This is a genomic window from Cupriavidus sp. 96C5-1 (genome assembly GCF_057798855.1).
In genome coordinates this window covers 20,621-33,384 of sequence record NZ_JBYOJU010000041.1, presented here as the reverse complement: position 1 = coordinate 33,384, position 12,764 = coordinate 20,621, and the positions used below count along the sequence as shown (strand labels likewise).

General features: G+C 62.2%; 12 protein-coding genes and 3 pseudogenes. 7 read left to right on the top strand and 8 right to left on the bottom strand.

Annotated features, from left to right (window positions below; all coding sequences use genetic code 11):
- Window positions 1-99 precede the first annotated feature (99 nt).
- On the top strand, window positions 100-855 hold the full coding sequence (locus AC3FOF_RS33605; protein ID WP_276266350.1) for an SDR family oxidoreductase: 756 nt from the start codon (window positions 100-102) through the stop codon (window positions 853-855).
- A gap of 15 nt (window positions 856-870) precedes the next feature.
- A complete protein-coding gene (locus tag AC3FOF_RS33600; protein WP_488729048.1) occupies window positions 871-1,734 on the top strand; it encodes a fumarylacetoacetate hydrolase family protein in 864 nt (287 codons plus the stop codon).
- A gap of 401 nt (window positions 1,735-2,135) precedes the next feature.
- Here AC3FOF_RS33600 and AC3FOF_RS33595 read toward each other — a convergent pair whose 3' ends face one another.
- Window positions 2,136-2,636, bottom strand: a complete 501-nt coding sequence (locus AC3FOF_RS33595) for a DinB family protein (RefSeq protein WP_017224240.1) — start codon at window positions 2,634-2,636, stop codon at window positions 2,136-2,138.
- A 374-nt stretch (window positions 2,637-3,010) separates the two neighbouring features.
- Between AC3FOF_RS33595 and AC3FOF_RS33590 the strand changes: the two are divergent.
- A pseudogene (locus AC3FOF_RS33590) lies at window positions 3,011-3,221 on the top strand (MFS transporter); the annotation flags it as partial.
- 11 nt (window positions 3,222-3,232) lie between these two features.
- Here the strand turns inward: AC3FOF_RS33590 and AC3FOF_RS33585 are convergent.
- The gene (locus AC3FOF_RS33585) at window positions 3,233-3,517 is read right to left on the bottom strand and encodes an ArsR/SmtB family transcription factor (protein WP_488729047.1); all 285 of its coding nucleotides are present in this window, start codon (window positions 3,515-3,517) and stop codon (window positions 3,233-3,235) included.
- Between AC3FOF_RS33585 and AC3FOF_RS33580 the strand changes: the two genes are divergently transcribed.
- Window positions 3,497-4,288: a hypothetical protein gene (locus tag AC3FOF_RS33580; RefSeq protein ID WP_051078375.1), complete on the top strand. Its 792-nt coding sequence runs from the start codon at window positions 3,497-3,499 to the stop codon at window positions 4,286-4,288. The two genes, AC3FOF_RS33585 and AC3FOF_RS33580, sit on opposite strands and share 21 nt — an antisense overlap.
- A 28-nt stretch (window positions 4,289-4,316) precedes the next feature.
- A pseudogene (locus tag AC3FOF_RS33575) lies at window positions 4,317-4,787 on the top strand (LysR family transcriptional regulator); the annotation flags it as partial.
- A 322-nt stretch (window positions 4,788-5,109) separates the two neighbouring features.
- Here the strand turns inward: AC3FOF_RS33575 and AC3FOF_RS33570 are convergent.
- From AC3FOF_RS33570 to AC3FOF_RS33550, 5 genes and pseudogenes are all read right to left on the bottom strand, one after another.
- Window positions 5,110-5,715, bottom strand: coding sequence for a hypothetical protein (locus AC3FOF_RS33570; protein ID WP_488729046.1), 606 nt, complete (start codon window positions 5,713-5,715; stop codon window positions 5,110-5,112).
- A 357-nt stretch (window positions 5,716-6,072) separates the two neighbouring features.
- Window positions 6,073-6,191 (bottom strand): annotated as a pseudogene (locus tag AC3FOF_RS33565) (IS481 family transposase); the annotation flags it as partial.
- A gap of 352 nt (window positions 6,192-6,543) precedes the next feature.
- The gene (locus tag AC3FOF_RS33560) at window positions 6,544-8,064 is read right to left on the bottom strand and encodes a Fic family protein (RefSeq protein WP_488729045.1); all 1,521 of its coding nucleotides are present in this window, start codon (window positions 8,062-8,064) and stop codon (window positions 6,544-6,546) included.
- The gene (locus AC3FOF_RS33555; protein WP_488729072.1) at window positions 8,061-8,372 is read right to left on the bottom strand and encodes an H-NS family nucleoid-associated regulatory protein; all 312 of its coding nucleotides are present in this window, start codon (window positions 8,370-8,372) and stop codon (window positions 8,061-8,063) included. Before AC3FOF_RS33555 ends, AC3FOF_RS33560 begins: the two co-directional genes overlap by 4 nt.
- 109 nt (window positions 8,373-8,481) lie before the next feature.
- Window positions 8,482-9,555 (bottom strand): alkene reductase, encoded by a 1,074-nt coding sequence (locus tag AC3FOF_RS33550; protein ID WP_488729044.1) that lies wholly within the window; start codon window positions 9,553-9,555, stop codon window positions 8,482-8,484.
- A 104-nt stretch (window positions 9,556-9,659) separates the two neighbouring features.
- Here AC3FOF_RS33550 and AC3FOF_RS33545 point away from each other — a divergent pair, with 104 nt between their 5' ends.
- Window positions 9,660-10,532 (top strand): LysR family transcriptional regulator, encoded by an 873-nt coding sequence (locus AC3FOF_RS33545; protein ID WP_488729043.1) that lies wholly within the window; start codon window positions 9,660-9,662, stop codon window positions 10,530-10,532.
- 210 nt (window positions 10,533-10,742) lie between these two features.
- Here the strand turns inward: AC3FOF_RS33545 and AC3FOF_RS33540 are convergent, their stop codons facing one another.
- Window positions 10,743-11,981 carry an NADH:flavin oxidoreductase/NADH oxidase family protein gene (locus AC3FOF_RS33540; protein ID WP_488729042.1) on the bottom strand — a complete coding sequence of 413 codons (1,239 nt, stop codon included), beginning with the start codon at window positions 11,979-11,981 and terminating at the stop codon, window positions 10,743-10,745.
- Between the two features lie 77 nt (window positions 11,982-12,058).
- Between AC3FOF_RS33540 and AC3FOF_RS33535 the strand changes: the two genes are divergently transcribed.
- Window positions 12,059-12,517, top strand: coding sequence for a MerR family transcriptional regulator (locus AC3FOF_RS33535; protein WP_017224249.1), 459 nt, complete (start codon window positions 12,059-12,061; stop codon window positions 12,515-12,517).
- Window positions 12,518-12,764: the final 247 nt, after the last annotated feature.

Sequence of the window (12,764 nt, the reverse complement as noted above, 5' to 3'; positions counted from 1 at the left end):
GACGCGACATTGTTCCCGGAAGCAAGCCGCTCGCTGCGCGTTGATCAGCACGTCGTTTCAGTGCCCAAAGCAAGCCCTGAACTCACTCGAAGAATCGTCATGACACTCCGACTGGCTGGAAAAACCACCTTCATCACCGCGGCCGGACAAGGCATCGGCAGAGCGACCGCGATCGCTTTTGCCGCGCAAGGCGCGCGCGTGATCGCAACGGATATCAATCAGGAGGCGCTTGCTTCCTTGCGCCAGGAAATTGCTTGTAGCACCCACGTCCTGGATGTCACCGATGCCCAGGCCATTCGCGACGTGGCAGAGGCTGCGGGCCCGGTTGATGTGCTCTTCAATGCGGCAGGCTTCGTCCACGCAGGTAACCTGCTGGAGTGCACTGAAGACGAGTGGACGTTTGCATTCGACCTCAACGTGCGCGCCCAATTTCGCACCATCAGGGCCTTCCTGCCGGGCATGCTGGAGCGAGGCAACGGGTCCATCATCAATGTGGCATCCGTCGCGGGAAGCATCAAAGGCGCACCCAACCGATTCGTGTACGGCACCACCAAGGCCGCTGTTATCGGCCTGACCAAAGCCGTCGCTGCCGACTTTGTCGGCAAGGGGATCCGATGCAATGCCATTTGTCCCGGCACGGTGATGTCGCCATCGTTGCTGGAGCGCATCACGGCCCAGGCACAAGCCACCGGCCAGACGCTGGCCCAGGTCGAGGCGGGCTTCGTGGAGCGCCAGCCCATGGCCCGCCTGGGGCGAGCCGAAGAAGTTGCGGCCTTGGCTATCTACCTGGCCAGCGAAGAATCATCTTTCACAACAGGTACCGCCCAGATCATTGACGGCGGTTGGTCCAACTAAGCTCCCACTTCAACCATGAAACTGCTTCGCCACGGCCCCAAGGGCCAAGAAAAGCCCGCACTGCTGCACACGGACGGCACGGTTCGCGACCTCAGCCCGGCGCTGCCCGACATCGTCCCCGGCACCTTGTCCCAGCCCGGCATGGCGGCCCTGCGCAGCCTCGATGCCAGCACCTTGCCCATCGTCCCGCAGGGCCGTCTGGCCGTGCCATGGACCGGCATGCGCAAGTTCATTGCCATCGGTCTGAACTACGCGGACCACGCCGCCGAAGCGAACATGCCGATCCCCAAGGAGCCGATTGTCTTCACCAAGACGGTCGACTCGGCCGTGGGCTGCAATCACCCGGTCGTGTTGCCGCGGGGCTCGGTCAAGAGCGACTGGGAGGTGGAACTCGGGGTGGTGATCGGCACCCGCGCCCGTTATGTCAGCGAGGCCGATGCCCTGAACCACGTGGCGGGCTACTGCACCATCAACGATGTGTCGGAACGCGAGTACCAGCTCGAGCGTGGCGGCACCTGGGACAAGGGCAAGGGATGCGACACTTTCGGCCCCATCGGCCCCTGGCTTGTGAGCGCCGACGAGGTCGGTGACCCGCAAGACCTCTCGATGTGGCTCGACGTGAACGGTGAGCGCCAGCAGACCGGCAACACCCGCACCATGATCTTCACGGTGGCCCAGCTGGTCAGTTACCTGAGCCATTTCATGACACTGGAGCCGGGCGACCTGATCACCACCGGCACGCCACCCGGCGTGGGCATGGGCAAGAAGCCGCAGCCCCAGTTCCTGAAGCCTGGCGACGTCATCACCCTGGGCATCGAGCGGCTTGGCGAGCAGAAACAGACCGTGTTTGCCTGGGATCCGGAATTGATCGACGGATAAAGGCGTACCGCTGCCGGAGCCGATCGACCCGCGCAATTCCGGTTCCGTGGTGCTGCGGCAGCGCAGCCATATCTCGAAGTCGTCGATCAATGGGCCGGTTCTTTTCGGCTTCGATGACGCATAGCTCGGCAATCCGGCGCAGCGCTTCCGTGTTCACGTCGTTCTTTCGAGTGCTCGCCGGATAAACGAGCGCACGAATACCTCGGGCGGATATCGGTACTCGATCAGGCTTGAAAGAACATTCTCAATCTGGGTGTCGAGCCTCGCGAGACTCTCTTGGACGGCTTTGCGGAATGCAAGTTCGGATAACGTTGGCACGTGACTTCGACCCCTAACGTTTGACCTGAGTGGCAGACGCAAGTGGGCGAAGCCCCCTTGCGGCTCTCCGCTCGATGGAAGGGTTAGACCGCCCTGCGAGCCGGCTCACTCTGATGCAGGAACCTGGTGTAGAGATCGCGTGGCGGTACAACCGAGATAGACTTCAGGACTTGCCCGACATTGCCTCGGTGATACCCGCCATGCGTGACTATGTGAAGGAGGATTTCCTCTCGGGACATACGACCGCGATCACCATCGGTGAAAGTGAAATCCAGAACCCCCGATGCCTCTTCCGAGGTGAGCGACGAGGTATACCTCTGGTACCACGCATCAGTTGCCGCGACTTCTTCTCGAAGCTGGCCAAGTGATGGGGTGGTCTTTGTATTTGTGTCGTCAAACGGCCGCGGCTCTCCACTGAGGTGAGCGCGAAAGAGACTGTCGACTACGTAGACGTGGTTGAGCGTACGAACGCAGGTGTGAAGTTCTTCTGCATGCTCTGCTGGTAGTGTCGCCAGGAGAGCAAACAGCTCCGAATTGGCCCAGGCCTTGTAGCCAAACAATGAAATCAAGGTTGCGATTGACATTGCGAACTCCTGGTGCTTGCTTTGTGGCTAATCGGGATAGGAAAAAACCTTGCGGCCCCTTCCATCGGACGTACCGGTCACGTATCCGGCGCTTCGATGAATTGAATTCCTAACGTGGTGCAAGGCTTGGTAGCCCCAGTATTCCGAAGAAACTCAATGGTAGCGCGAAGGCTGATGCCGGTGTCTTTGACGTAGCGCTGCGCATCGGCAACGATCAGGGTCGAACAAATGATGCCACAGTCCGGTCGCGTAACTTCAACCCATCCGGAAATGCTCCGCCGACCGCCCCGCATTGACGGCCCGCTGCAGCGAGGCTGGCATCAGGCTGCGAGCCCTGCCATCGCCATTTTTTACACGGAAAGTACGATCCCCCCAAGACGGCCGGGAACGCGGCCGACGTTGCGCAGTCGATGCTGGTCACGGCCTGGAACATGGCGATCGCGGGCGGCAGCATCATTGGCGGCATGCTGCTGCATCGCCTCGGCGTTACTGCGCTCTCGCCGGCGCTGCTGGTGCTTGCTGGCGGCAACGCTGGTCGTGGTGTTGGCCGCCAGGCATCACGGTTTTCCCGCTGTATTTGAATGAAAGGCGACGGGCTAAGTCTGCTTGTCGGATTTCGTACTGCGCTGCGATCTAGCCGCCGGCGGCTGCCAGTTTTCCACCAACGTCAACAATCCCGGAAAACGGATTTCCAGATCCTCACGGCGCAGGTGGCTGCGCCGTTCCAGTCCATATTGTCGCTGGCGGATTACTCCGGCTTCGCGCAGGGCCTTGAAGTGATGGGTCAGCGACGACTTGGGCCGGTCGAAACCGAACCAGCCGCAGGGATGGTCGTAGGCGTCCGAGTCCCGCATCAGCTTATGCACGATGGTCAGACGCAAGGGATCGGCCAGAGCGCCCAGGATGGTTTCCAGCCGCAAGGTTTCGACGGCCGGCTCATCCAGCGGCGGCGGGAGGTCAGGCGTGGCATCGGCGGGCGTGTCATCGAGGCACTGGTACTGCTCAGCGCCTTGGCCGTGGCTATACGCTTGCCGGCCCGCCGTGACAAGGCGACCGACCCGTTCCGCTTACGCCTGCCGCACGTGCCGGTCGCGAACCGTCGGCAAGTCCTCTGCGGCATCGCCACCTTCTGCGCCGGTATCACCGCTACCTCGTTCGTGTTGGCATTGGGGCCGTCGCTGCTGGCGCGGCTGCTCGACGTGCGCAGCCCGCTACTGGCCGGTGGCATGGCCTGCGCGATGTTCTTCTCGGCGGTCGGCGTGCAGTTCGCGGTGCGGCAGTGGCCAGTCGCGCGCATCTTCGCCGCCAGCGCCGCCGCCACGGTGCTGGCGATGGCGAGCCTGGCTCTGGCGATCCACGCCTCGCTGGTTCCCGCATTGGTCGCGTCCGCGCTGCTGGCCGGCGCGGGGCAAGGGCTGGGCCAGCTCGGCGGGTTGACCTTGATCGGCCTGCACGTGCCGGACAGACACCGCGCGCAGTCCAATGCCGTGCTCAACATCGGCGGCTATATCCCAGCGGGCCTGCTGCCGGTGGCGACTGGCTATCTGATAGACGCCGTTGGGCTGGCGTCCGGCGCGACACTATTCGCGTTGGTGCTGGCAATCGTCGCCTTGGTCGGAGGCACTTGGGCCGTGCATTGCGCCGAAACCTGATCCACCAGCAAGGAGAAAGCGAAGACATATGGACATCCGCCATCTCCGTTGTTTCCTTGCTGTTGCCGAGGAACTTCATTTCGCCCGTGTGGCCGAACGGCTGCACATCGAGCAGTCACCGCTATTGCGCACCATCAAGGAACTGGAAGAATATCTTGGCGTGCAGCTTTTTGTGCGCACTACACACAGCACCAGACTGACACGTGCAGGTAAGCTGTTCATGGAGCATGTGCCGCGTGTTTTCACAGCTTTGCAGCAGGCGCGAGACAGCGTGAAAGGCGCCGCCAAGGGTTTTCACGGTCAGTTGCGGGATGCACTTTCGGACGGCATTACGCCGTCGCGCTTCTCTATCTTCTTGGCGTTGTGCCGCCACAAGGAACCAGAGATCGAGATACGTTTATCCGAGGTTCCTTTGGCGCAACAGATCAAGGGGCTGCATGGCGACCTCTGTGACGTAGGTTTTTCCCAGTCGGATGAAGTCGGCGATGGCATTATCGCCTACGGCGGCCAAGGCCAGTCCGGCGCTGCCCGTTTTCATCACCGCGCTGCACGACAAGATCAGCCGGACCGAGCCGGGACTGGTTCGTGCCTTGGTGCAAGGCAGCGCGTAGGCCAATAGCGGATGCCGCGCCGGCACTGCCACCATCAGCGGATCATCCCAAACAGGCGGCGGCTGGGGCGCGAACTGCACGGCTCGGCGACCTGCCGACGCTCAACGATAGTGAGCGAAGTCGAAGCCTCCCGGCGAGAAACCCTCATCTCATATACGCCGCATAAAGCATATAAGAGCGCCTACGTAAAGTCATTTCTGGGACGCAACACTAGTGTCGCCCGCGTTTGAATTCGGCGGGCACCGAAGGCGATTCGCTGGAATGATGAGCCAGGACACGGAATCGTCGCACAAGGGTAATAAAAAGCTTGGACATGTACCAGTAAAGCATTGCAGTCAAAGCAATATAGAAGAACATGTGAACAAAGTATCCCATCGGCTCGTCCGCGACGCGGTAACTTTCCTTGATGCGATGAGATACGTGATCGACCTCACCGAGCACTAGCCCTCGAATAAACAGGTAGGCTCCAAACGTACACAAGAGGAAGAGAACGAGAATTCGCAGAGCGTCGGGAACCACCTCAAGCCAAGTCTTTCGACTCGCTCCAACTTTCCATGTAATTTGAACGATGGCAAATATGCCGCCCAACGCCGCGGCTCCGGTAGCCAAGACCGCCAGAATGAGAACGAAGGCACCCAAAAATTTGGCCGGGGCGTAAGGGAGGCTGTAGAGAAGCGGGAAAAACAGAACGATGCTGCAATATGTGAAAACAGCAAGGCCCGCAACAACGGAAAGTACGCGGACGGCAACCCGAGCAAGGAAACGGGAGGGAGGTTCGTTATCGCGCTGTACCACTGAGAAAATGCGATCCAGCATAGTGTGCGTCCTAAAACCTAAACCGAGCGGGGGCGACTGCAATGCACTCTAGTCTAACTCAGTCAATCTGCAGTCGTCCGGCACTCCCACCGCACTCTGGCAACGCGCCATCAAGCCGCCGGCGCAGCGGCGTCGGGCGGTGCCAACGAAGCGCAAGAAGCTGCGAAGGTCGGCCCGATAGGTGCGTCACGCAGTTCCATTGCTGAGATTGGCCAGCCGCTCGATCTCGCGCGGCACCGTGGCGCGTCGGCTGACTGCGGAGGCGGTAAGCTTCCTGGTCGTCCCATGGTCGCTCCTTACAAGGGAAGTGACCATCGGACGTCGCACCATTAATAAAGTTTCTTGCGGGACAGAACACTAGATGTGAAGCGTCAAGACGTTATTTCTCGACGCTGGAAGTCGGGACATGGGCGCGAGGCCGCCAATGCCGCTATGTGGCCGAGCCAGTTGTAGTGACGCTGCCGATTGGTTAGGGCTTGGGCACGCTCAGGGCATGTTCGGTGATGTCTTGAACCATCTCCGGTCAACAGGCAAGGGTGAGTCGGGCATTCTTATGGATGTTCATCCGGCTGAGATCCTGGCGGTCTGGGTGTTTGGCGACTTCCAGTTTTCCTGACTCAGTTCGGATGAACCATGGATACAACGTATTGAAGCTTCACACCTAGAGGAACATTGCGCCGCAATGACCCGCATCCCCCGTCACGAGTTGCATCGGTGCAGAATCGCTAAGCCGGCATCGGCCAACGAACATAGCCGACCGTGCAAGCCTGCCGGAAGCCAGCACGGTTTGACGAAATCGACCTCCCCATTTTTTGCGCGCTCTCTCGCTCAGCGGCCGAGATCCTTGTCGGCGCGGTCCATGTCGAGCACAGTACCGTGCCCGTCCTTGAACTTCATGTCGAGGCGGTCGCCCATGGCCGGCACTCTGTCGAGCAAGCGGGTGTCATGGATGACAACCTGCCTACGACCGATATGCTGGGCGACGTGCAGCGTGGACACGGCCACGATGGGGCCAATGTATTGCCGGTCTTGCCCACCGGACTTCTCGGACACGGTATAGCCACCCGCTTCGACTGCAGCGCGTACATTCCGCTCGGACTGCTTGGTCTCGCGCTCCTCGTCGGCAACGACTGAACCCACTTCCGCATCTGGACCAATCGGGCTCGTCTCCATCCCTACGCCATGCGCCCACCCCGGCACGCTGATGTAATAGCGCACCGCTTTGCCCACGCCGTGGCTCCACAATTGCCCGCCCATGACCATCTCGGTGAGATCGCGTGTAGCCGTGGCCTTTGAGATTCCGGTCATCTTCATATACTTCTCAGCGTTCAGTCCGCCCGAGAAACCGCCGTCTCCGTCATCGAGGAGTCGCTGCAACACTTTGCGCTGCCGCTCATGAAGACCGCTGCCCTCCTGCTTCTCCCAAAAGCGCCTTTTCTCGATCGCCTGGTCGATGACCTGGCTCGCGGCATGACAAGCGGCCGTGATTTGGCGCGCAAACCACTGCACCCACGCCGTAACGTCGGTTTCACCGCGCTGGGCGTGGTTTAGGGCGTCGTAGTATGCCGCGCGTGAGGTCAGGAACTGCCGCGACAGACTGTACAGGCGCATCGGCTGTCTCAGATGCTGAGCCATGGCCATGTCGACAATAGCCCGACCAATGCGGCCGTTGCCGTCCTCAAACGGGTGGATGCTCTCGAACCACAGGTGTGCGATGGCGGCGCGAGCGAAGCCGTCGATGGGCTTGCCACGTGCCGGCAACGCCGTGGCCTGCGCCGGCGAGGTATCGGCGAACCAGGTGAGGAAGCGTTTCATCTGAGCCGGCACGTCCTTCGAGGGCGGCGCCTCGTAATGCACCACCTCGCGGCCCGGTTGACCGCTCACGATCTGCATGGGATCGGCATGGCCACGATAGCGACCGACGGCGATTCGATGAATGCCTGAAGTGCCACCAGGGAATAGCGCAGATTGCCAACGGCACAGACGATCTTCGTCCAGGGGCGTATCAATCGCTGTCGTTGCGTCACTGATGACTTCCACCAGCCCATCGACATTGCGGTTGATGGGTCCGGACGTCGCCAATCCAAGCCGCCTCATGACGGACAAGCGAACGGCATCGAGCGAGAGCCGCTCACCCTCAATGGCAGCCGTGGCCAGCACCTCATCGGACAGCGCATCAAGGGCTACCTGGCTGGTACTGCCAAGGCCGATGGCCATGGCCTTGCCCTCCAAGACACCGTGTATCCGGTAGGCTTCCGCCAAGTCAGGCGCGGCCAACTCGGCGTCATGGACGAGAGACCCTGCGGGCCAATCTGCGCGACGCCAAATCCAGGGGGAGCTCGTAGTCATGAGCCGTATTTTGCCATATACGCCTCAATTTGTGAGCTGCTTTTGAGGATTTGCGGCTCACATGATGCACTCGGCATGAGAGCCTGAGCCTCCTCGAGGGATGGCCGGGATTCGTCAAAAATCCGCCGCACCTCCGGCTGACCGTTTGACTTCAAATCGGCACCTCCCCTCGCGGCGCGCTCCGTTACCCCGGCGATGGGCACCCGGAAATGTTCCACGGTCTGCCCGGCATGGACCGCCCGCTGCAGCCAGTCCGGCATGGGGCCGCGACCGTCCCAGCCCTGCCCCTGCGCGTTGCGATAGCACACCGCGCCAGGCGATGGCGCCGACGGCAGCTCATTAAAGCAGCCGGCGGCCTGGAAGTGGCTGGCCGTGATTGGCGCGCTGCAGTGGGCCAATCACGCGCTGATGTTCGCCTCAGGCGTTCTGGGCTTCGCTCAGGGTCGGGTAGTCGGTGTAGCCCTGCGCCGCGCCGCCGAAGAATCCAGTGCGGTCCGCCTCGTTCATCGGCGCGTGGTCCTTCAGCCGCGCGACGAAATCCGGGTTCGCAAGGATCATCTGGCCATAGGCCTCCAGGTCGGCCAGCCCCGCCGCGAGGTCGGCCCCGACCTGCTCGCGCGGGCGGCCCGGCCGGTTGAGGATCAGCGTGCCCTGCCAGAGCTTGCGGAGATCGGTCAGCAGCGGCTCGTTGCCCTGGTGCATGATGTGCAGGTAGGCCAGCCCGAGCTTGTCGAGTTCGGCGACCAGGTAGCGGTACAGGTCCGGGCCTTCGACGCCTTCGTCGATGCCCCACATCGTCGTGCCGGGCGACAGGCGGATGGCGGTGCGGTCCGCGCCGATCTCGTCGGCGATCGCGGTGGCGACTTCGATGGCGAAGCAGGCGCGGTTCTCGATCGAACCGCCATATTCATCGGTTCGCGTGTTCGCGCTCGGGGCGAAGAATTGCTGGATCAGGTAGGCATTGGCGCCGTGAATCTCGACGCCATCGGCACCAGCCTTGATCGCGCGGCGGGCCGCATAGCGGAAATCCCGGACAGTCTGGCGCACTTCCCCGGTGGTCATGGCGCGCGGCACGGGAATGTCCTGCATGCCCTTGGCCGTGAACATCGGCGTGCCCGGGGCGATGGCCGACGGTGCGACGCCCTGCCGGTGATGCGGCGCGTTATCCGGGTGCGACATGCGCCCGGCGTGCATCAGCTGGATGAAGAGGTGGCCGCCCTTGGCGTGCACGGCATCGGTGGTTGTCTTCCAGCCGGCGACATGGGCGTCGGTGTAGATGCCTGGCGTGGTCAGGTAACCCTGGCCGTCGTCCGAGGGCTGGGTGCCTTCGGTAACGATCAGGCCGACGCTGGCGCGCTGGGCGTAATACTCGGCGGCCAACTCTCCCGGCGTGCCGTCGTACTGCGCACGGCTGCGGGTCATCGGTGCCATGACCACGCGGTTCTGCAGGGTGTAGCGGCCGACGCGGACGGAATCGAACAGTTTGCTCACGATGAAATCCTCGGTTGGGGTGGATGGAGGCATCATCGCGCGATCCTCGTTCGGGATAAATATGGTAATTTGGAGAACATTGATCCGCTCATGGAGCAATGTGCATGGAACTGCTTAACGACATGGCCTTGTTCGTCGAGGTCGTCAAAGCCAAGGGTTTTCGCAGCGCTGCGGAGGCGATGGGCGTGCCGAATTCGACACTATCGCGCCGGATCAGCGGATTGGAGAAAGCAATCGGACTGCGCCTGCTCCATCGCACAACCCGCAAGATCGAACTGACCGAGGCCGGCCAGATCTACTTCGAGCGCTGCAAGCGCATCGTCGATGAAGCCCGGCTGGCGCACGAGCAACTCGGCGAAATGCTGGCCCAGCCCAGCGGCGTGCTGCGCGCATCGTTGCCGGTGGATTTCGCCGTAACCTACCTGGCGCCCTTGATCGCAGAGTTCGCCGGCCTCTATCCGGGCATCACCTTCGACTTCGACCTGACGCCACGACGAGTCGACCTGGTCAGCGAACCCTTCGACGTGGCGATCCGCATGGGAGAATCCGAAAGCTCGCAACTGATCGCGCGTACGCTGGCTTCACTCGCGCCTTACCTCTATGCCTCGCCCGGCTACCTGGAACGGTCGGGCGAGCCAGGCAAGCCCGCCGACCTGGCACGGCATGAGTGCCTGGGCATCCTGAAAGCGGACTCGTGGACATTGCACGACGGGAAACGGACCGCTACGGTGTCGGTGGGTGGTCGGTTCGCCCTCAACAGCGTTGGCATGATCCGCCGCCTGGCGACGCTCGATATGGGCGTCATCCTGATGCCCGAGGAAGTCGTCGCCGATGAACTGGCCAGCGGGAAGCTGCGTCGCATCATGCCGGCCTGGCACGGCACGCCGATGCCCGTCTATGCCATCACGGAAACCCGTCTGCTGCCGGCGAAGACGCAGCGCTTCATCGAGTTCCTGCGGGAACGTTTAGGGCGATAGCGCTAGCGCCATAGCGGATCGGCCCCGATGTTCATGCCAAAAGTATGGCCCGGGCGAATCCTGGAATCTGGCTCTTACCACGCAATCGTGGCCCGCGTAGCGGCCGCGCGCCGTCCTGGGAACGGATGTTCAACGCCATCCACTGCCTGGGAGACTGCGCATCAACCGCACACACGTCGTGTGAAGCGTGAAGGAACGGAGCTACCACCACTAACGGGTGCTTGCGCGCTGGACCGTCCGTCGTCGGTAGCGCCGCGTCTGGCACGAGGTGGACAACTGCTGTAACAATAGCGCTCTGAGGGGCGAGACGCGTGGATCCGTGACACGTCCCTCGCTGAGCCTCTTGAGCTGGAACTTGACGACAGCCATATTGGCCAGCGAACCCAGCGTCTTGTTCTTCCAGCTGATCGACCGCAGCGCGGGCGCGTTGTTCTTTCCTGCATGCCAATTGCGCGGCAGATCCGGGTCGATTGACAGCGCTGTGGCGATGCCCGCCATGGCGATGCCACTGTCGATAACCTGTTCGGCCACGGCACGGCGGCGAATGCCTCCGGTGACCATCAAGGGCATGCGCGCGACGGAGGCGATGTCGCGCGCAAACTCCAGGAAATAGGCTTCCCGGGCGAGCGTGCGGCCATCACGGGCTTGCCCCTGCATTGCCGGCGCCTCATAGCTTCCACCCGACAGCTCGATCAGGTCGACGTTGAGCGGATTGAGCATCTCGACCACTCGCTTGGCGTCATCGGCGCTGAAGCCGCCGCGCTGGAAGTCGGCCGAATTCAGCTTGACCGAGACTGCGAACTGGGGCGATACCGCGCTTCGTACGGACCGGACGATGTCGAGCAGCAGGCGTGCACGGTTCTCGATACTGCCGCCCCATTGGTCCTGCCGTTTGTTGGTGAGCGGTGACAGGAACTGGCTCAACAGGTAGCCATGGGCCGCATGGATCTGCACCCCGGTAAAGCCGCTTCTTTCCGCCAGTCGGGCGGATCGTGTGAAGCGCTGCTGCACATCGGCGATGTCCCGGCCGGTCATTTCCCTGGGCACGGGGAACTGCCTGGACAGCGCCCCCAGGTCCAGCGCAACGGCCGACGGCGCCAGGGTGGTCTGGCCGAGTGCCGCAGGCATCTGGCGCCCGGGGTGGTTGATCTGCATCCAGACATGGGCGCCGCGGGCCCGGGCGATCCGGGCCCAACGCTGGAAGCGGTCCAGGTGTGTGTCGTCTTCCAGCACCACACCGTTCGGCCCGGTCATGGCACGGTGATCGATCATGACATTGCCCGTCAGGATCAGGCCTGCCATGCCGTTGGCCCAGGCATCGTACAAGCGCAGGAGCGCATCCGATGGGGCGTGGTCCGCGTCCGCCATGTTCTCTTCCATGGCCGCTTTAGCGAGACGGTTGGGAATCACCGCGCCATTGGGCAGGGCAAGGGGTGTGAACAGCGCCATGGGAGACCTCCTGATTTGACGAGAGCCTGACTTTAAGCTTAAAGTCAACTTTAAGGTCAAGACCTGGGAGAATGCGGATGAAAATCGGGGAGCTGGCTCGGCAGAGCGGCGTTGCCGCCTCACGCATCCGGTTTTACGAAGCGAGCGGCCTGCTCGAGCCCGCGCAGCGGCAAGCCAACGGCTATCGCGAATACGCGCCGGAAGCATTGACCAGGCTTGAGATCATCATGTGCGCGCAAGATTCGGGCTTCTCTCTGGAAGAGATCCGAGCCATCCTGCCACCGGACCTGGACAAGTGGCCGCATGACCAGCTCCTCCGGGCCCTCCGGCGCAAGATCGGCGAGATCGAGTTGCTGGAGCAGCGTCTGGCGCAGAGCAAGCACCGCCTTGTCGCACTGATCGACGAGATCGACGGCAGCACGGAAGGCGAAGACTGCGAGGGCAAGGCCAGGCGGGTCCTGGAGCGATTGAACCACGATGGCAACAGAAGTGCCTCGGAGGGCCCCTCAGGTCGTAGCAAGAGAAAGCGCGCCTGATTGCCGGTTGGATCACGGAAGCAGTGCAAATGCCGTTGAAAGCCGGCCGGCACGGAGGCCGAAGCATCGTGCAACGATATCAGCACACACGCTACGTTGATGGCGGTGATCGCTAGCCGACCGGCGAAGGTGCTGGCCTATCCCCTCGACCTCTCCATGGCGGCATCCGCCGTCAACATTTCAGCGAGTCGGTTCATTCGGGCTTGACCCGGAAGGGGCGCCCCCTTGGGCCAGGGTTCTTCAACCG